Genomic DNA, 19,126 nt, shown 5'->3' on the forward strand with positions numbered 1-19,126 from the left:
TAGCTAGTGTCCAATATTAAGGGGTTGAACCGAGCAGGAAGCTTATTTCCTCCATCTAGACTGATATAAAATTCTAACGATCACCAGAGAGCTTATTTCGTTGTTTCAGTAACTTTTTGCGTGTATTTAGGCCTTTTTTTGGAAAATAGCGTCATCTGAGATCGTTAGAATTTTAAAACCGCCAAAAAGGTCCAAATAAGCTCTCTCAGGATCGTTAGAGTTTGATTGCCTTCATACCTACACCCGCGCGCTCAAAATTGCATCCTACAATACCCGAACCCGAACCCGAACCTGAACCCGTTCCAGTTCACCCCACATACCTTTTCCTTTCACTCATATCACTCATACATCCGTCGTTCCAATTCAGCAAAAGCAATAGCAGGATCATCACTAGAATTGTCGATGTATGCAATGTATTCCGCTGGAAGCGGCCAGGCCACTCGTTTTCGATCAAGAGAAGAACGGAACGCATCCCAATTAGCTAGTTTCCATTCATCTAATGGAGATTGTCTCGCTGTGATTCGTTGACGGTATAACGCTTCGTTCTGCAAATAAACATAAGCAACTCGAACGTCTGTGTTATCGAGGGAACGGCCAATGCGTGCGAGTTCCTGCTCAATCCAATCCGGTGTCCCGGTCTCTTTGGTAAAAGGCCCAACCACGAGAGTGTCTACACCAAGTTGTACGTTATCCAAAGCGGCGTCCATCGTGATTCGATAACCCAGATCACGGCACAGCCGTTTGTATTCTGGTGAATCCCGATCTGATGGATCAAGTCCTTGTAACGTCATTATGGCCTCAGCTGCGGGACGAAGCAGGATGTCCATGTCCAAAAATGCAGCTTTATATTTACGCGAGAGCGCTTTGGCGAGTGTAGTTTTGCCACTTCCGGCTCCGCCGAGAAAGAAAATAAGTTTACTTTTGCGCATGAGAGAATGTCTCCTTTAATTCGTAGTATCGGTCTATCTAAATCTGTAAAGATCGAAAAAATTTCTATATACAATTTAAGGCTGGATAGAGGTAGTTTAACATAAAAAGATAAATGGGGTGCTGGACATAGAAGGAATTATAAGGTATCATGACACCTAGATTAACTATGCATAGATTTCCGATGTATTAGACCAGTACTTAGGAGGGAGCGTTTTGTTTGCAGATAAATAAACAAATGATTAAAGGAAGTACTGAAACATTAATTTTAACTTTACTTCATGCACAACCCATGTATGGCTATGAGCTGATTAAGGAACTGCATCGTCAATCAGAGGGCGTGTTTAGTCTCAAAGAAGGAACGTTGTATCCGATTCTACACGCGATGGAAATCGAAGGATGGGTGGAGGCTTACTGGGCAGAAGTGGAGGGCAGAAAACGGAAATATTACTCCATACGAGAGCAAGGCATACAGGCATTACAACAGAAAAAAGCGGAATGGTCTCTATTTCGTCGTGCTGTAGATCGCGTGATCGGTGAAGGAGGTTTAGCCTGATGAATCTGAAGCAAGTGAAAGAGCAGGGGAAGCAGAAAGAAAAAAAGGAACAGATTCAGAGTTATCTGGATCAAATCTGTGGTCAGGTCAGGGCGAGGGAAGTACATAACGATCTTCGTGAGGAACTCGGGAATCATCTCGAAGAGATGACCTATGACAAGGAGCAGGAAGGATTTACAACGGAGGCAGCTGCCACATACGCTATTGAACAAATGGGTGATCCGGCTGATCTAGGCAAAAGAATGCACAGAATTCATCGTCACCGAATGCACTGGGGATTATTGGCGGGAGTCGTGGGGATGGCTCTTATTGGCATGGTTTTGACCTGGATATATACGAATAGTCTATTAGACTTGGGAAATGAATACTCATCCGTCCATCTACTGTATACAAGTATGGGGATGTTAGCCATGTTGTTCTGCCTCTTTTTCGACTATAGGAAATGGATTAAATCTGCTTGGTGGGTATACATTCTAATGAATGTTCTCTTATGGATTACCCCGGTGATAGCAGACTCGTATGGTAGCTTGAATAGAATGCTTATATTGCCATTTGGCTTCTCAATCGATGTTACCACGTCCGCCCTTTGGATATTGCCACTCGCGATCGGCGGGATTGTCATTTCCCATTTTCGTTCGGGTCTGAACGTGCAAATGATCTTTACCTATGTTGCGTTAGTAGCTTTGCCTATGGTACTCATCTATCAAATCTCGGATTGGGTCCGATTATCGTTATTTGGATGCATATCTTTGCTACTGTTCGGATGGATTACAAGAAAGTGGCTGTATACGCTGATTACTGCGTGTTTTTGCGGAGCGGCTGCAGCCGTTCTATTACTTGTAACCGATCAATATAGTCGATTCGAAAGGTTGTCTGTGGTATTTAATCTGGATCAAGATTCTAAGGGTATGGAATTTATGAATAACGCTATTATTGATATCGTCAAAACAGCAGGATGGTGGGGGAATGGTACGAATATCCCGATAGGATCAACTTTAAAATATCTTTATCTGAGTTATCCAGGGGTTATGCTTATAGACGTGTTTGGGTGGTCTGCCTGTGCGCTGTTTATTGTTGGCATAGTGTGGTTTGTAAATACATTATTTAAAATACTGCCGCGTATACAAGACAAGTTTGGTTCGATGATTGTACTGTCTGTAACGGTTACACTTGCACTTCAACTGAGTTATTCAGTTGCGATCATTACGGGAATGGTCCCAATCATGAGTATTGAATTTCCCCTTATCGGATATGGATCTCATGTGATACTTGAATACGCTATGATCGGTTTGCTTCTTGGTGTTTATCGTCGAAAGGATACGGTTTCCTTGAGCCGTAACTACACCCGAACCCACACGGGAAAGAGTATGACGTTATCAGAAAGATGATGGACTATGCCAAGGTTACAACTTATCAGAGGGAAACCAGATGTGCCGCAGATTAACCCAGCCCTGACTGTTGAATGACATTCCGCGAACGGAAGGAAGATAAGCGGTTTCTACAGGTTTTTGGGACAAAATGAACATTAGGTGTTCACGAATTAGAATTTCTTCGATATCGAATAGTGCCTGCTCACGCTCGCTGGTATGTGGAGATGTAGCAACGGATTGTAATCTATGCTGAACCCACTCCTGAGACGGGGATTCCAGATGCTCGGATAATGTGGAGAACAGATCATATCTGCGAAGCTCCACGTCACGATCTTGAATCAGGGAGAAGAGAATCAGATCGGATTCAAGCCGCCAATCGCCTTTGAATTGTTCCATGTTGCCTGTGTGTATGGTGCAATGAAAACCGGATTTTTCCAAAACCAGTGCAAGCCGCTCAGCATCGGGCCGATATTGCGAAATGGTAGCAAGGTGCAAGGCAATGGGCTCAGCATAAGGAGGGCTCTCCTGCGAAGTGGGACTATTCTCATATTTATATTCATGATGTTGAGGCCGATTTTGTGTCCCCTTCTGTTGTGCCAGATCAATAGACTGTTGCAAATAGGCTCGTATAGCCGGATCGTTTAACGGTCCGGTTTTTTGTGTGTTACACGTAAGCAACTTGGTCACGGTCACACCAGAGCTTGTCTGTGTCCAAGATGTACCCGCATTTTTAGCCGGATTATGAACAAGGTGGAAGAAGGGAGATTCCACATGTTCAGTTGGTCCGGGCACCTGATTTGGATCAAGTCCCTCCAGTGGAGTACCCCACGGAATTTGCAGAATATCCACCCGGTCAATAAGAGATCTACCCTGAAAATAAGTTGTATATGCTTCAAGTCTGCACAGGTGGTTATCCCATGCGGTGACTTTAAAAGGCCCCGTTCCAACAGGTTTCAGCATGGATTGTATCTTCTCGGTAGGCATGTTTATCTGATCTGTATCTGGGTTTCGAGTAACAATGACGGCCCGGCTTGTCGTCAGAAAAGATAAAAACAATTCCTGCGGTTGTTTTAAACAGAAGCGCACAGTTAAGGGGTTTAACGCTTCAACTGAATGGATCTGGTTCATAATTTCACGGTACAATGTACGGCGCTCTGTAGATAACAGCCGCTCGAACGAATAGACGACATCGGGTGCTGTAAAGGGACTGCCGTTGTGAAAATAAACCCCTTTCCGCAAATGGAAAATCCATGTCCGTCTATCATCGGATACATCCCATGTATGCGCTAGACAGGGCAGAATCTTTCCTCGTTCATCTCGTTGTACAAGTCCATCGTATACGTGGCTTGTTACAAAAGACTCGGCAAGCAGATTAATATATAACGGATCGAGCGCATGAAGTTGCTGACGAATAGGTAAACGAAACGTATCAATGGGTTCATTATTCGTTCCAGCTTCCGTGTGGTGCCCTGAATAACCAAGCAACCACTGATTGAGAACATGTTGCATAGAGATTGAACTGGAGAAGTCCCGAACTTGATCCGCAGCCTCTTGTAACTCCAGGCGATTCATTGCTTGCATCATGTACTCTGCAGCAATTTGATCTGCCGGAGCCAACAGAGAGAGTGTCGAACGCCGTCCTCGTCCCCGCCGGGCATGCCAATGGATCCAGCCCAAAGAAGCCATTTTTTTCACAATCGTTAATGTGTTGCGATGGGTACAGTCAAGGATCACAGCGAGATCTGCTAGAGTTATGGTGTGTTCTGATGTTTCGCCGAGCTGGCTGTGGAGTAGCAAGTATTGCTGATGTAGCTTCATCGGGGTTCCTCCTTGATGACAAGGTGTATGACGTTCCTTAGCAATCTAAAATAAGAAGTTATATCGGTCAAGATTTCTGTTTGTGTTCTTATTTTATCATTTAGAATAAAACGTAGATAGATGAATGGAGGTTTTTCCTATGATTGATATAATCTCTTCATCCCATCTTTGTTATCTTGTAGCCCGGGTAGAATTGTCCAAATTAAGAACGGAATAGAGCGGAGTTTGGATTTGCCAGCAGTTCATTTATGCAAACGTGATATGTAAGTGCTATAATGTAAAAATAAACGTATGAAGGGGGTGAATCTCTTGTTTGAATTACATGAGCTATTGCCGTATATATTCTCCATTGGTCTGATTTTTACCGTCAGTTACGCCTATATTGCCCATCTACACTGTGGTATGACGGAGTACTGGATGGAAGGTGGAGCTGGAGACGGAATTGAACCTGTCTTTCCGGCACTTGGCTTGAACTTACAGTGCAGGCCGGAAAACTGGAGCCGCATGGTCAGACGAAAAGAAGCACCGGATGAAGATGAACCAGACTGTATTTCCTTGTTGAGACTGGAATCAACCAATCAACAAGGAGGATATATATGGAACAACATACAAACAAGAGGTTCACACTCACATCTGGCAAGGGACGGATCTATGGCCTGATTGTGATTTTATTCGCAGTTATGCTGCTTGCCGGATGCAGTAATAATGTATCAGAGATTAATTCTTCCACTCCAGGGTTCTTTAATCATTACATCGTATTTCCGCTGTCGTATCTGATTCAGCATATCGCCAGTATATTTAGTGGAAGTTATGGTGTTGCGATTATCGTCATTACACTTGTCATTCGGCTCGCATTATTACCGCTCATGATGCGTCAAGCCAAGTCCCAGCAGGGAACACGGGTGATTATGAATGCGATGAAACCTGAACTGGATGCCATTAAGAAAAAGTACGAGGGCAAGAACGATACGGCTAACCGGCAGAAGTTGTCTGAAGAGACAATGGCGTTATACAAAAAGCATAAATTCAACCCGCTGAATATCGGCTGTTTGCCATTGTTAATTCAACTCCCGATTTTATCGGGGATTTACACGGCAATTCGGCTAACGCCAGAGCTGTCGTCCCATTCGTTTTTGTGGTTCAAGCTTGGCGCACCTGACTATGTACTGGCTGTAGTTGTAGCTGTTATTTATCTTATTCAGGCGAAGGTATCACAGGCAAATATGGCTCCTGAACAGCGCAAACAGTTTGCGATAATGGGGTATATCTCCCCGCTAATGATGGCGTTTTTCTCGTTTTCCGCACCAGCAGCTATGCCACTGTACTGGACGGTTGGGGGTTCGTTCTTAGTGCTACAGACGTTGCTGTTCCGCAAATTGTACCCAGTCGAGCATCCGCAGGTAGCCGAAGTGACGGAATTAAGCACGCAGAAGCCTGATCACATCAAAGGTGCTAAAAGCACGAAGAGCGCAAAGAATACCAATAGTGCAAAGAATACACAAAATGCGGGTAATTCCAAACGTTCTGCTAAACCTGCCAAATCGTAGTTGAGTTATAAAAATATTAAATAATGCAATCAAAGAAGCGCGTCCATAGGGACACGCTTCTTTGATTTGCTTAACTTATATTCTAGGTATATCCAGATCTCCGGATAATTGAAAACGGGAAACAAAATGCCAGATTAACTCCCGACGGGAGGAAACCTTTGTTTTGGCGAAGATGGACTTCAGATGATCTTGAACGGTGTAGGCTGAAATATGCATAGCCTTTGCAATTTCCTTCGAGGAAAAGCTGCGTAGCACATAGGCGAGCAATTCACGCTCCCGAGCGGATAAGGCATAACTCTCGGACAGCAGGGGGAGTATGTCCTGAGGCATAGCCTGCTCCAGCCAAACGGCGATCTGATCCCATTTCTCTGCATGTTCTGCCGATTCGAAAGACTGCATCATACTAGCCTGAAGCATAACGTAACGACCGTCCGCCAACTGGACACATACTTTAGACAGTGAACCGTCCGATGTTGGTGAAGCTGACGAGGCATTCTTTTGAATGGATTGCAGTAGATGAGAACTCACGGCACGAACGGGTCTCGGAAGCACATCGGATTCAATCTGCTCCAATCGGCGTAATTGGGATAACCAGTATTGTGCGGCCGGATTTTGCATTACAGGTTCGAGCGGAGCGCGTAAAATAACAATGCCTGGCTCCCGCGGACTGCCACCTTGAAGCTCTTCCATCAATAATAGATGCGTTGTCCGTAGCATAAATGCAATTGAGGATGCCCAGTGTTGCATGAGCTCCCGCTCTTCTTCAGAGAATGTAAGCTTGTTCTGTTTGCGGTACAACGTGAGATAGCCCCAGCAGGCATCGTTATTCACAAATACCGTTCGAAGCTCATCCCCGAATCCGGCAGGCTGTAAAATATTCGTGTAACGTGAACTTGCTCCAGGCCGTGATTGGATGGAAGCATGCAAAATAGCAGCATACTGACCGGACTTAATCAAGTCGCTATATTTATGGATATCCTCTTCCATGTATTCATTAATAAATAATCGATCATGAATGGCTTCAATGCCATCTTCCGTCACCGCGCCTGTAGAAAGAAGGGTGGAAGGATCTACGGTGGTGAAGCAATAAGCATCATATGTGATAACCGTATGAATTTGTTTGAGAACAGCTTCCCGATAGGTGTGAGAGGTCCAGTTTCCTTTTTCAAGGGAAGTAATCCGGTGTACATTCTGTGCAGTAATTAGGCTGGTCAATTGGATAAGCTCCTTCCCGAGTACGTTAATATCCCATACTTATGGGATGGTCGTCTGTATGTATACTTTTATAATGAAATTAGACGAATGCAGAGTCAAGTCTAACTTCAAATTCAGAGGAGTGTAACTGCGATGAAAGATCATATAAATGGTACACGGGATGAAAAACGAAATAAAGGAACGGATCATACATGCTCGGATAATCCTTCACCCATGAGTTGGGATAGCGCGGACATCGTTCGTTATGAACAATCGATTGCTCTCAAAATTCCGGGATATGCCTATATGCATGATCTGATGGATAAACTTATCACAGCAACAATAGCAGATAACAACGATATTGAAATATTAGTTACCGGAGCTGGAGGAGGCAAGGAGATTACTTTACTGGGTACAGAACATCCTGACTGGTTGTTGACAGGTATGGATACCTCTCAGCCGATGTTGGATTTAGCGAAAAAAAGAGCAGATGAAGCTCGCATCTCGCATCGGATCAAGCTTTTTTCCGAGACCATTGAACAATTACCTGAGGATGGATTGTACGATGGTGCCACGAGTATGCTGATGCTGCATTTTATTCAGGGACTGGAAGCAAAAAAGTCTTTCCTGATGCATCTCGCCAGTAGGCTCAAACCCGGCGCACCTCTAATCCTTGCGTCTGTTAATGCAGATCTGGATTCTCCCGCTTATCCAGTCATGATGCAGGCGTGGCGGGAACATATGATGCAGGCGGGAGTGCTTACGGAGGAATGGGAACGGTTCGCCGCATCGCTCGGTCAGACATCCGATCCCGTATCTGCTGAAATTTTAGTGAGATTGCTTGCGGAGTGCGGTTTTTCAAGGATAACCCGTTATTTTGCAGCATTCTGGGTGGAGGGGTATTATGCAATCCGAGACTAATATACAACAAGACAACATCATGAAGGATCAGATCTGGGTTGTTGGTGGTTATGGCCAAGTGGGGCAGATGGTCTGTACTCAGCTTGCGCAAGCATTTCCCGGCAAAGTGTGGGCTGCGGGTACACGCTTGGAACGTGCCGAACAATTCAGTCGCCAGACGGGTGGAGCAGTTAAACCACTGCAACTGAATATTATGAAAACGGTGGACCCTGCCATGTTGCGACACGTTAAACTTGTCGTCATGTGTGTAGATCAAAATGACACCCGGTTCGTTGAAAGTTGTGCCAAAGCCGGAGCCGATTACATCGATATTTCTGCCAAGGGTGATTTCTTAAAACAAGTGGAAGGATTGCATTCAGTGATGAAAGTTTCTGGATCAACCGCTATTCTTAGCGTTGGTTTGTCGCCCGGCATAACCAATCTGCTTGTTCGTGAAGCGTCGATGCATTTGGATCAAGTGCAGGAGGCGAACATCACGGTGATGCTTGGTCTCGGGGAGAAGCACGGCAAGGCGGCAATCGAATGGACGGTAGACCAGATGAATACGGCTTATGAGGTCAAGAAGCATGGAAAGTTTACCAAAGTTCAGAGTTTGAGCGATGGAAAATGGATTGATTTCGGCGAGCAACTGGGAAGACGGATCGCATATCGATTTCCGTTTTCAGACCAACAGGCTGTAGCCCAAACGTTGCACATCCCTACCGTTTCAACCCGACTGTGCTTGGATTCCCGTTGGATTACCAGAGCATTGTCGATATCCAGACAAGCAGGATTAGTGAAGCTGCTGCGTTTTGCTTGGGTTCGTGATCTGGTAGTAAAAGCATTTGCTGCGATTCCAGGTGGTAAGCCGATGTTTGCTGTGAAGATAGATGCGACAGGATGGAAAAATGGAGAGCGGGTGGGAATAGAGCAGCTCGTTGTTGGCGAGAAGGAGGCTGTTCTCACAGCAGAGGTAGCTGCAGCTGTAGCGAAAAGGGTCTATATGAACGGTCAACAGCCAGGCGTGTATCATGTGGAACAATGTTTCTCCATAAAGGACATTGAAGAGGAACTTAAATACTCGTTAAATGTGGTAACCAAAATCACATAATCTGAACCGTATCCAAGTGACGCGACGCGTTGGACTCATGGCTTAAAACAACTTAAAGGTTGTTTTGTCTGAAAGCGCCAATCTGCTATGATAAAACTACGGATCAAGCACGATTGGAGGGAGAACATGGACTATATTGCCATACTGCCTTATTACAGAGTACAACGAGAGATGACTGGCCTTTCGCAGGAGATTGAGAGGAATGCCCGTACCATGACCCTTTATTCGGATCGAATCGTGACCAAGTACAGGGAGTTCAGGATTACGGAAGTATTTGATATGTCTTTTCGCCGGATGGGGGATGCAGGTGGTTTTTTCTATCTGCATACGAGCACAGGAGTATATCCCTATATGGTAGAGATAGATCCTAGGCCGTTTATCCAGACATTCCACCAAGTGGCGATTGCTCGAATCAAATGATTGACCTTGCCGCCACGTAAAGCCTTACGATGGATGGGTAGTAATTATATCCAATCCAGAGGAGTGTATCTCATGAGTATTTTGATTCAACAAGTAACTATTCTAACGATGCAAGAAGCCGAAGCACCTTTCACGGGGGATATACGGATTGAAGGAAATCAGATTGTGCAGATCGCGAGTCATATCATGCCTCAACCTGAGGATGAGGTGATTGATGGTCGAAATAAACTGGCGATGCCCGGTCTTGTGAATGCCCACCAGCATTCGCCAATGAGTCTGCTTCGAGGTTTTTCCGACGATCTGAAGTTGATGGACTGGCTGGAGCGCAAGATGTTGCCTGCCGAAGCACGAATGACACCTGAAGATATTTATTGGGGAGCTAAATTGGGCATTGCAGAGATGATTCGTTCAGGAACAACGGCTTTTGCCGATATGTACATTCATATGAATGAGATCGCTGAAGCAGTCACGGAAACAGGCATACGTGCATCGCTGACTCGTGGTATGGTTTTTATGGAGGATGATGGAGGACGCAGGCTGCAGGAAGCGATCGATCTGGTGCAACGCTGGTCAGGGAAAGCAAATGGTCGAATCACAACGATGTATGGACCGCATTCTCCTTATACTTGTCCGATGGAACCGTTACGTGAAGTCGTTGCAATGGCTGTTCAGGACGAGATTCCACTGCACATTCATCTGGCGGAAACGAAGGAAGAAGTAGAGAAGATTCGTAGCCGCTATGAGATGACACCCACGGAATATTTGGAGGAATCAGGTATGTTCGAGCGGGCGCATGTGCTACTGGCTCACGGAGTACATCTGAACCCTCAAGACATCAGCAGGCTGAAGGGCATGCGCGGCGGTGTCGCCCATAATCCGGTGAGCAACCTGAAACTCGGTTGTGGCATTGCTCCAGTAGAGGCGATGATATTCGAGGGAATCACGGTAGGAATCGGGACAGATGGAGCAGGGAGCGCAACAACACTGGATATGTTCGAAGAAATCAAGGCTGCATGCTGGCTGCAAAAGCTGGACTACGGTGATCCAACCCGGCTTCCAGCACGTCAAGTACTTGATATGGCAACCCGTGGGAGTGCAAAATTGTTATCATTGCAAAATGAAGTGGGGATGCTTGCACCTGGATACAAAGCGGATCTCATTCTGATTGACCTTGCCAAACCTCACCTGCAGCCCATTCATAATGTAGAGTCGCTGTTGGCCTACAGCGTGAATGGGGCGGATGTGCACACCACCATTGTAGATGGGCAGATCCTGATGCAGGACAGAAAGTTGCTTACCATAGATGAGGATGAGTTATATCGCGAAGTAAACACTCGCGCGAAGCGAATTGTGGAAGGTGTTTAAAAATATTATGTTTTCATTTAATCGATTAATTCAAAAGGCAATCTCTAATTTCATCTTAAAAAGTGCTGTATTTCTCCCCATATTTTATGGGCTTCCACAGCGTTTTGTGCTGGTGCGACATACCGGGAGTTATTTTTTGCATGAATGAAATATAATGTATTGAATTTATCGTCAGCCCACTGAATCGTATAATAATCGTCGAGATCAGTTCGGTTTTCATTTGCAATAATGGGGAAATATCGATCACCATTCATTTTTTTCTTCATTTTAGCTATGAAACGATCCGGCCTTTCAGGTTCAAAAACATCATATACTTTGTCGTCAATAAGCATTTTTCCTTTAAAGGTAGTAGGTCTGAAAAAATCCCGAAAACCTTTCGTAGTTATTTGAATCTCGATTGTTTCTCCATCTAATGTACTAGCTATGTATTTTTGCTCAATGTCATAAGGTAATTTATAAAATATTAGCATCACGATAAAAAGACTAACGACACCAACAATTAAGGCAATTAATTTCTTGATAATATGACCGCCTTTCTATGAGTGAGTAACGTAAATGATCTATCCTAAGAACAATTCTGTTTACATGTTCATAGTCATTGAAATATCAAAAATAAAAATAACTGTGGGCACTGTAATTTGGTATGCTGATACAAATTATAACATGTAATATACTGGAAAATAAATCATTTATCAGTATATACAAGTGGGGTTATTCGCGTTTATGATAAACTCAAAATAGAAACTTGCGGATATTTAAAAATATTTTTTTCGAAAATTCAATCGAAAATGGAAATTTTTTGATGATTAAAACGCTATGGGAGCTTATCCCATGGCGTTTTTTGTCGAATATTAACTGGTAATAGTTCTATTGACCTGTTCAGAATCCGTTCAGAATAGGTCGTTATACTTGCTATGTATCTATATTAAAAATCAGATAAACACGAGGAGGAACATGAATTGAAGGGGAAAAATAAACACAATAAATTAAAGCCGATCATGAAAAAAAGCATGTTGGCCGCACTTAGTCTTGGTATTGCCTTGCCTGTAGCCGGTTCACTTCCTCACGCTCTGGCGGGAGCACTTGAGCCGACCAACATTAACATTTCACGCCCAGTACTTAATGATGATATTTATTGGCTAAGCCATTCGTCCGAGCAAGTGGATGCACTGCCTATTATGCCTTCTACCCCAATCGGAGTTGATAATAATACGATCATTATTGATTTGAGTACTCATTTTCCTTCTGAGAAGTTCATTCAACTCGGTGCGATTTCAGAGAATACGAATGTAGCTCGCACTTATGTAACTAACGACAATAAACTTATTGTTGTTCCTTATCGTAGCGGCAAGATCAACATTCAATTGCAGGCTAAAAATGCACTATCCCCAGAAGGGGAAATGATCAGAGACAATATAGAGCTCTACATCAGCAAAAAAGGAGATCTAAACGGTGACGACAAAGTTGATTCTGCGGATGCAGTTCAACTATACAATTACCTTCGTAACATGGTAACCCGTCGTGGCTTCTCTTTTGTAGAGATGAACCAAGCAGATGTAGATCGAAACGGTGAACCTGAATTGGCAGATATGAATGCTTTGCTAAGTGGTTACGCTAACCAATCTCTTGGAGCTAAAGATAATAGCTATGTATTAACTTTCAAGCAAGTCGATGACGCTCCATATGTGTTGAATGGCAAGTTAAATGGGGATTTGAAAGTGGGCGCTACGTTAACAAGTAACACCGAATTCTTTGACCCTGACGGCGATAGACTTAGAACGATGCACTATCAATGGTATCGGGGCTCCGAAGCAAGTGGAGAAGGTAAAACAGAAATCATAGGAGCTACTGATGCAGTATATAAGATTACTGATGCCGAGCAAGAGAAATATCTCTTTTTACAGATTACACCTGAATCTTATTCATCTGATCGTCCTCAAGGAAAACCGGTAGTCCTTCGTAGTGAGTCAACTGTTGCGGTAAAACAGGAGGATATCGTAAGTCTTTCGCCATCGAATGGTTCTACGGAAGTTAGAATCGATGAACCTTTAGTCATTACGTATCGTCAAAATGTTAGAGTAAATAATTACAGCAATTCCAGTATTGTCATTAAGAATCTGACAGCTGACGAGGTGGAGGCTTCCTACATGATTAGTGATGGAGGTAATTTCTATATAATGGGCAATAAAGTATATATCAGAAACAACGGTTTGAGATATGGAGCTAATTATTCCATTGAAATCCCGAATGATGCCTTCATAGCTGCGGATCCGGATGATAATGCTTATATGCAAGGGACTGTCGTAGAACAAAATGGTGTTCAATGGACATTTACAACACGGATACCACAATAATTTAAAATTCTAGCTTGCTCAAAAATGATATCTACCCATTATTGATTCAGACATGGAGGTTATACCATGCTTCAACTGAAAAAGAAACGTATTAAAATGAGAAAAACAATGTCAGGTCTGATTATGTTGACATTATTTTCGTCACTTGTTTTGCCGGGCTCCGCAGGAGCTACACCTTCTCAATCATCACAAGTGGAATTGGCGAATGTCAGTGTACAGGCAGGTCAAACCGTTCATGTGCCTGTTGTTATGAAAGCGACGGAACTTCCGATCAAAGCTTATAATATGCAAGTTGATTATGATACAACAGCGTTGGAGATTGTACGAATCACTCCAAGAACGATCAATACAATCACTTCATCCCCAGAATTAAATACTCCATCCGATTTCCAGTACGTTATTAATAACGAGGAAGGATGGGTGCGGATTATCTGGATGGATCTTAGTGAAGTTGAGCATTGGATCGATACAGGTGACCAGATGTTCGATATCGAATTTAAAGCTAAATCCACTGCTACTCCAGGACAAAAACAGCTCAAAGTGAATCAGGATGACTCAGAACACTTCCATTTCGAAAATGTAGACTATGGTGCTAATGCCCAATTGTCTGGAGGAACCATTACCATTACAGCAGCTAGCTCAGGCGGTAACTCCAGTACGCCTTCAACGGGTTCATCAGGTGGAGGGGGAGCGGCACCATCTCCTGCACCATCTGTGCCAACCACATCTTCCACTCCAGTGGCAACTAAAGGTGTAGACATTTACGTGAATGGACAGAAGCAGGAGCAGTCTGCAACGGCATCAACATCCACGATTGATAATAAAGTGACTACAACGATTCAAGTGGATAACAACAAAGTGATCAATCAGGTGGGGAACGGACTTCGTACACTGTTACTTCCGGTTACAGGCACGGGTACTAATTCGGTTGTCGGTGAACTGAACGGCAGACTCGTGAAGACGATGGAAGGCAGTAATGCACAAGTTGTTATTCAAACGGATACAGGAACGTATACCCTTCCAGCCAGTCAAATCAAGATAGATCAGGTGGTTAAACAGCTTGGCGGTTCAGCACCTTTGGAAGATGTTAAGTTCCAGATTGCGATTACACCAAGTAATGATGCAAAGAAAGCAGCGATTGCAGCGGCAGCAAGCAAAATGAATAATACAACGGTGATCGCGGCTCCGGTTGATTTTGAAGTGAAAGCTGTTTACAAAGGTCAGCAGGTGGATGTGAATCGCTTCAATGCTTATGTAGAGCGCACGATCACTTTGCCTAAAGACACCGACGGCTCCAAAATCACCACAGGTGTTGTGCTTCAAGCGGACGGTACAATGCTACATGTGCCAACCAAAGTAATCAAAGGAACAACAAATGATGCTGCGGTGATTAACAGCTTGACAAACAGTACGTATGCTTTGATTTACCACCCGGCAACGTTCTCAGATATCTCCAATCACTGGAGTCGCACGGATGTTGAGGATCTGGCTTCGCGTCTAGTTGTGGAAGGTGCAGGAGATAATACCTTTGCACCGGATCGTAGCATTACGCGCGCAGAGTTCACAGCCGTATTACTCAGAGGTCTTGGTCTGCATTCTCCTGAAAGTGCTGTAACGACAACATTTACAGACGTGAAAGCAGATAGCTGGTATGAGAATGAAGTGCAAACCGCCATTTCCTACGGATTGATCTCCGGTTACACGGATAACAGTTTCCGTCCGAACGAGGAAATATCCCGTGCTGAAGCGATGACCATCGTTGCGCGTGCCATGAAATTGGTAGACTTGACTAAAGCGGATGCTTCCGAGACGGCGAATCTGCTTGGTGCGTATAGTGACGGTAACAAAGTCCAAGCATGGGCTGCAGAGCCTGCAGCTTCAGCAATTAAGCAAGGTCTGGTTCAAGGGGCTGACGGGAAATTGATGGCAGATGCAGACATTAGCCGTGCTCAGACAGCAGCTATTGTGAAACGTTTGCTGGCAAAAGCCGGATTGATCTAATTTATTTTCAAATGATTGTTCATTAAAATGTAATCCTAACAACAATAGAACACCTGCCTCTCGTTTAACGTTATCGTTGAATGAAAGACAGGTGTTTTTTATTTCAAACGAAAGCTTTGTTTAGCGGCGGATCATTTGATAAAATAGAAGGGACGCCTCAGCACACTTTTAATAGAAAAAGTATATTGGCACATTTTTAGATCCTTTACTGTGAGCCTTGTCGTGCGTCTATGTGAATATATGAACATAATCTAGCGATTTTATTATACACAGAATGGAGCCATCCGATGAAATATCGCAATATGGAAGATTGTATTAACGATCTGGAGCAGCATGGTCATCTGATCAGGGTTAAGGAAGAGGTTGATCCGAATCTGGAGATGGCTGCGATTCACATGAAGGTGCATGAGGCTAAGGGCCCGGCGCTGTTATTTGAAAATGTAAAAGGTTCCAAGTTCAAAGCCGTGTCGAATCTGTTCGGCACCGTTGAACGCAGTAAGTTCATGTTCCGCGAGACACTGGAAGGTGTACAGCGCGTTATGGATGTGCGGGATGACCCTATGAAGGCTCTCAAGACACCATTTAAGCATGTTCGCACAGGACTTGCCGCTTGGCAGGCATTGCCGAAGCAAAAATCCATCAGCCTTCCGGTATCGGCGCAGGAGATTCAGATTTCCGATCTGCCGCTCATCAAACACTGGCCGATGGATGGAGGAGCGTTTGTCACATTGCCTCAAGTGTATTCGGAAGACCCGGACAAACCGGGCATTATGAATTCCAATCTGGGCATGTATCGTGTGCAGCTGAGTGGTAACGACTACGAGATGAATAAAGAGATTGGATTACATTATCAAATTCACCGTGGAATCGGAATCCATCAAGCCAAAGCGGTGAAAAAAGGCGAACCGCTGAAAGTTAGCATTTTCATCGGCGGCCCACCAGCTCATACGTTATCAGCAGTCATGCCGCTGCCAGAAGGATTAAGTGAGATGACCTTTGCGGGCCTGCTTGCCGGACGCCGCTTCAGATATAGCTACAAGGATGGGTACTGCATTAGCAATGACGCGGATTTTGTCATTACGGGGGAGATTTATCCTGGCGAGACCAAGCCGGAAGGTCCTTTTGGGGACCATTTGGGTTACTATAGCCTGACTCACGAATTCCCGCTTATGCGTGTTCATAAAGTATATGCTAAACCAAACGCGATCTGGCCATTTACGGTTGTAGGGCGTCCGCCGCAAGAAGATACGGCATTTGGCGATCTTATTCATGAAATTACGGGAGATGCCATCAAACAGGAAATTCCGGGTGTGAAAGAAGTGCATGCTGTGGATGCTGCAGGGGTGCATCCTTTGTTATTCGCCATCGGCAGTGAGCGTTATACGCCTTATACCGATGTGAAGCAACCAACCGAATTGTTGACGATTGCCAATCGAATTTTAGGAACAGGCCAACTCAGCTTGGCGAAGTATCTGTTTATTACGGCGGAGGATCAGCAATCACTGGATACGCATAAAGAAGTTGAATTTTTGACTTATATTTTGGAACGGATGGATCTGCAAAGGGATATTCATTTTCATACGCATACTACGATTGATACACTCGACTACTCAGGTACGGGGCTCAACAGTGGTAGCAAGGTGGTTATGGCGGCATACGGCGACAAGATTCGTGAATTGTGCAAAGAAGTGCCGGAATCGTTGAAGAACATTCGCGGTTACGACAATCCGCAACTGATCATGCCGGGCATGGTTTCCATCCAGACATCTGCCTTCACTACGTATGAAGATACTGCGCGGGAGATGAGAGAGTTCACAGATCTGCTGCAAGAGCGTGGGGGACTGGATTCATGCCCGTTGATTATCGTGTGTGATGACAGCTCGTTCACGAGTGCAAACCTCAGTAACTTCTTATGGGCTACGTTTACGCGCAGCAACCCTTCACATGACATGTACGGAGTGAACAGCAGTTATAATCACAAGCACTGGGGCTGTGACCAGCTGATTATTGATGCGCGGGTGAAACCACATCAGGCGCCGCCGCTTATTCCTGATGCATCGGTGGAGAAGAGCATTGAACGTTTTTTCGTAAAAGATGCAAGTCTGGAATCCATTAAACTTTAAGTCGCATTGTAATGAATTGCTCATGAATCAGGAGTCCAAACCATGTGTTAGGGCTCCTTTTTCATTACGTTGGTTTCGTTTCATTCGCTTGGAAACACGTGAAAAAGTTATTAAATCTCGCATACACGAAATTAAAACCGGGATAATACCTTATTGCCTATGAGGATAAAGTCTTAGACGTTCATTTTTGTCCATATGATTAAGGTCGTTTGGACTATGTTGAAAATGTTGGATTCAAACGATATAAGATGTATAAGTATGTCTCGGCCCCGATCATTCGGGGTTGTTAACTATAATCATTTGTTCAGGGGGAGTTCCGATTGAGAATCCATATTATGAACCTGCAAGACGGGGACCGTCTGACAGCGGATACGTTTAGTGACGCAGGACTGCACATTCTCGGAAAGGGGACTGTCATTCGAAGCGAGGATATTACCTTGCTTATGCAACATCGGGTAGATTACGTAGACATTGAATTGCGTGAAGAAGGAATTACCGAAGCAGAGTTTTTCGCAGCTTCGATGAAACACGCATCAGAATCCAGAAGTAACAGCAGTTCTAGCGGGACGAGCACTGGTGAACAACCTCCTGAAGAAGAGATGAAGTCTCAATTCCTTCAGACTGTACATAATTATCAGAATGCATTTCTGGAAGCGCTGACGGTAGGCAAGTTTAATGCAACGATGGTAGATGATGCCCTGCAACCTATGGTGGATGGACTTGATGAGCAAAAGGACGTTGTACATCTCCTGATGATGCTGGAACGCGATGACGTTAACAACTACACCCATTCCATACAGGTAGGTCTATTATCCTTCTATATTGCGAGCTGGCTAGGATATTCTCAGGAAGAATGTTACAAAATCAGCCGGGGCGGGTACTTGCACGATATCGGCAAGTGTAAGGTTTCACTTCGAATTCGAAACAAAACAGAACCGTTGACGGCAGAAGAGCAACTCGAATTGCAGCGTCATACGATCTATGGACATGAAATCATTAAGAACTCTATGACAGATGAAGCTACGGCTCTGGTCGCTTTACAGCATCATGAGCGTGAAGATGGATCAGGGTATCCAATGCAACTTGGAAAAGGTGAGATTCATCCGTATACTCAGATTGTGTCTGTAGCTGATATCTACATTGGTATGCGGATCGGTAAACATGGAGCGAGCAATCCGAACCTGATTAACAATCTCAGAGATATCTATGGCATGGGATTTGGTAAATTGAATGAAAAGGCGGTTCAAGCGTTAATGCAGCATTTGCTGCCTAACTTTATCGGTAAACAAGTACTTCTCAGCAATGGTGAGAAAGGTGTTATTGTCATGAACAATGCGTCCGATATTTTCAAACCGCTGATTAAAGTGGAATCCGAACAGTATCGTGATCTGTCCAAAGAGCGCACTCTTTCCATTAACGAATTGCTGATTTAAGCGGTAA

General features: G+C 44.4%; 16 protein-coding genes. 12 read left to right on the forward strand and 4 right to left on the reverse strand.

Going from position 1 to position 19,126, the window contains the following annotated elements; genetic code table 11:
- Window positions 1-338: 338 nt before the first annotated feature.
- Window positions 339-929, reverse strand: coding sequence for a P-loop nucleotide/nucleoside kinase family protein (locus H7T88_RS25830; RefSeq protein WP_221791140.1), 591 nt, complete (start codon window positions 927-929; stop codon window positions 339-341).
- 218 nt (window positions 930-1,147) lie between these two features.
- Here H7T88_RS25830 and H7T88_RS25835 point away from each other — a divergent pair, with 218 nt between their 5' ends.
- Together H7T88_RS25835 and H7T88_RS25840 are read left to right on the forward strand one after the other, a co-directional pair.
- Window positions 1,148-1,483, forward strand: coding sequence for a PadR family transcriptional regulator (locus tag H7T88_RS25835; protein ID WP_167375822.1), 336 nt, complete (start codon window positions 1,148-1,150; stop codon window positions 1,481-1,483).
- Entirely contained in the window at window positions 1,483-2,871 is a 1,389-nt protein-coding gene (locus tag H7T88_RS25840; protein ID WP_221791142.1) for an FtsW/RodA/SpoVE family cell cycle protein, read from the forward strand. Before H7T88_RS25835 ends, H7T88_RS25840 begins: the two co-directional genes overlap by 1 nt.
- A 15-nt stretch (window positions 2,872-2,886) precedes the next feature.
- Here the strand turns inward: H7T88_RS25840 and H7T88_RS25845 are convergent, their stop codons facing one another.
- The gene (locus tag H7T88_RS25845; protein WP_221791144.1) at window positions 2,887-4,671 is read right to left on the reverse strand and encodes an ABC transporter substrate-binding protein; all 1,785 of its coding nucleotides are present in this window, start codon (window positions 4,669-4,671) and stop codon (window positions 2,887-2,889) included.
- A gap of 309 nt (window positions 4,672-4,980) precedes the next feature.
- Here H7T88_RS25845 and H7T88_RS25850 point away from each other — a divergent pair, with 309 nt between their 5' ends.
- Together H7T88_RS25850 and H7T88_RS25855 are read left to right on the forward strand one after the other, a co-directional pair.
- On the forward strand, window positions 4,981-5,331 hold the full coding sequence (locus H7T88_RS25850; RefSeq protein ID WP_090923965.1) for a hypothetical protein: 351 nt from the start codon (window positions 4,981-4,983) through the stop codon (window positions 5,329-5,331).
- On the forward strand, window positions 5,268-6,218 hold the full coding sequence (locus H7T88_RS25855; RefSeq protein ID WP_253494927.1) for a membrane protein insertase YidC: 951 nt from the start codon (window positions 5,268-5,270) through the stop codon (window positions 6,216-6,218). The genes H7T88_RS25850 and H7T88_RS25855 overlap by 64 nt, the downstream gene beginning before the upstream one ends.
- Before the next feature lie 75 nt (window positions 6,219-6,293).
- Here H7T88_RS25855 and H7T88_RS25860 read toward each other — a convergent pair whose 3' ends face one another.
- A complete protein-coding gene (locus H7T88_RS25860; protein WP_221791146.1) occupies window positions 6,294-7,433 on the reverse strand; it encodes a LuxR C-terminal-related transcriptional regulator in 1,140 nt (379 codons plus the stop codon).
- 132 nt (window positions 7,434-7,565) lie between these two features.
- On the opposite strand from H7T88_RS25860, the gene H7T88_RS25865 reads away from it, so the two are divergent.
- The 4 genes from H7T88_RS25865 (at window position 7,566) to H7T88_RS25880 (ending at window position 11,208) form a co-directional block, all read left to right on the forward strand.
- Window positions 7,566-8,333 carry a class I SAM-dependent methyltransferase gene (locus H7T88_RS25865; protein ID WP_221791148.1) on the forward strand — a complete coding sequence of 256 codons (768 nt, stop codon included), beginning with the start codon at window positions 7,566-7,568 and terminating at the stop codon, window positions 8,331-8,333.
- The gene (locus tag H7T88_RS25870) at window positions 8,317-9,423 is read left to right on the forward strand and encodes a saccharopine dehydrogenase family protein (protein WP_221791150.1); all 1,107 of its coding nucleotides are present in this window, start codon (window positions 8,317-8,319) and stop codon (window positions 9,421-9,423) included. The genes H7T88_RS25865 and H7T88_RS25870 overlap by 17 nt, the downstream gene beginning before the upstream one ends.
- 126 nt (window positions 9,424-9,549) lie before the next feature.
- A complete protein-coding gene (locus tag H7T88_RS25875) occupies window positions 9,550-9,843 on the forward strand; it encodes a hypothetical protein (RefSeq protein WP_090923969.1) in 294 nt (97 codons plus the stop codon).
- Between the two features lie 72 nt (window positions 9,844-9,915).
- Entirely contained in the window at window positions 9,916-11,208 is a 1,293-nt protein-coding gene (locus H7T88_RS25880) for an amidohydrolase (RefSeq protein ID WP_221791152.1), read from the forward strand.
- 50 nt (window positions 11,209-11,258) lie between these two features.
- Here the strand turns inward: H7T88_RS25880 and H7T88_RS25885 are convergent, their stop codons facing one another.
- Window positions 11,259-11,681 (reverse strand): hypothetical protein, encoded by a 423-nt coding sequence (locus tag H7T88_RS25885; RefSeq protein ID WP_221791154.1) that lies wholly within the window; start codon window positions 11,679-11,681, stop codon window positions 11,259-11,261.
- Window positions 11,682-12,167: 486 nt separating this feature from the next.
- Here H7T88_RS25885 and H7T88_RS25890 point away from each other — a divergent pair, with 486 nt between their 5' ends.
- The 4 genes from H7T88_RS25890 to H7T88_RS25905 all read left to right on the forward strand — a co-directional run bounded on the left by H7T88_RS25890 (window position 12,168) and on the right by H7T88_RS25905 (window position 19,119).
- Window positions 12,168-13,562, forward strand: a complete 1,395-nt coding sequence (locus tag H7T88_RS25890; RefSeq protein WP_221791156.1) for an Ig-like domain-containing protein — start codon at window positions 12,168-12,170, stop codon at window positions 13,560-13,562.
- 66 nt (window positions 13,563-13,628) lie between these two features.
- Window positions 13,629-15,563 carry an S-layer homology domain-containing protein gene (locus H7T88_RS25895; protein ID WP_221791159.1) on the forward strand — a complete coding sequence of 645 codons (1,935 nt, stop codon included), beginning with the start codon at window positions 13,629-13,631 and terminating at the stop codon, window positions 15,561-15,563.
- A gap of 287 nt (window positions 15,564-15,850) precedes the next feature.
- Window positions 15,851-17,686 (forward strand): UbiD family decarboxylase, encoded by a 1,836-nt coding sequence (locus H7T88_RS25900; protein WP_221791161.1) that lies wholly within the window; start codon window positions 15,851-15,853, stop codon window positions 17,684-17,686.
- Between the two features lie 320 nt (window positions 17,687-18,006).
- On the forward strand, window positions 18,007-19,119 hold the full coding sequence (locus H7T88_RS25905) for an HD-GYP domain-containing protein (protein ID WP_221791163.1): 1,113 nt from the start codon (window positions 18,007-18,009) through the stop codon (window positions 19,117-19,119).
- The last annotated feature ends 7 nt before the right edge of the window (window positions 19,120-19,126 follow it).

Source organism: Paenibacillus cucumis (ex Kampfer et al. 2016), assembly GCF_019748695.1.
GTDB lineage: Bacteria > Bacillota > Bacilli > Paenibacillales > Paenibacillaceae > Paenibacillus > Paenibacillus polysaccharolyticus.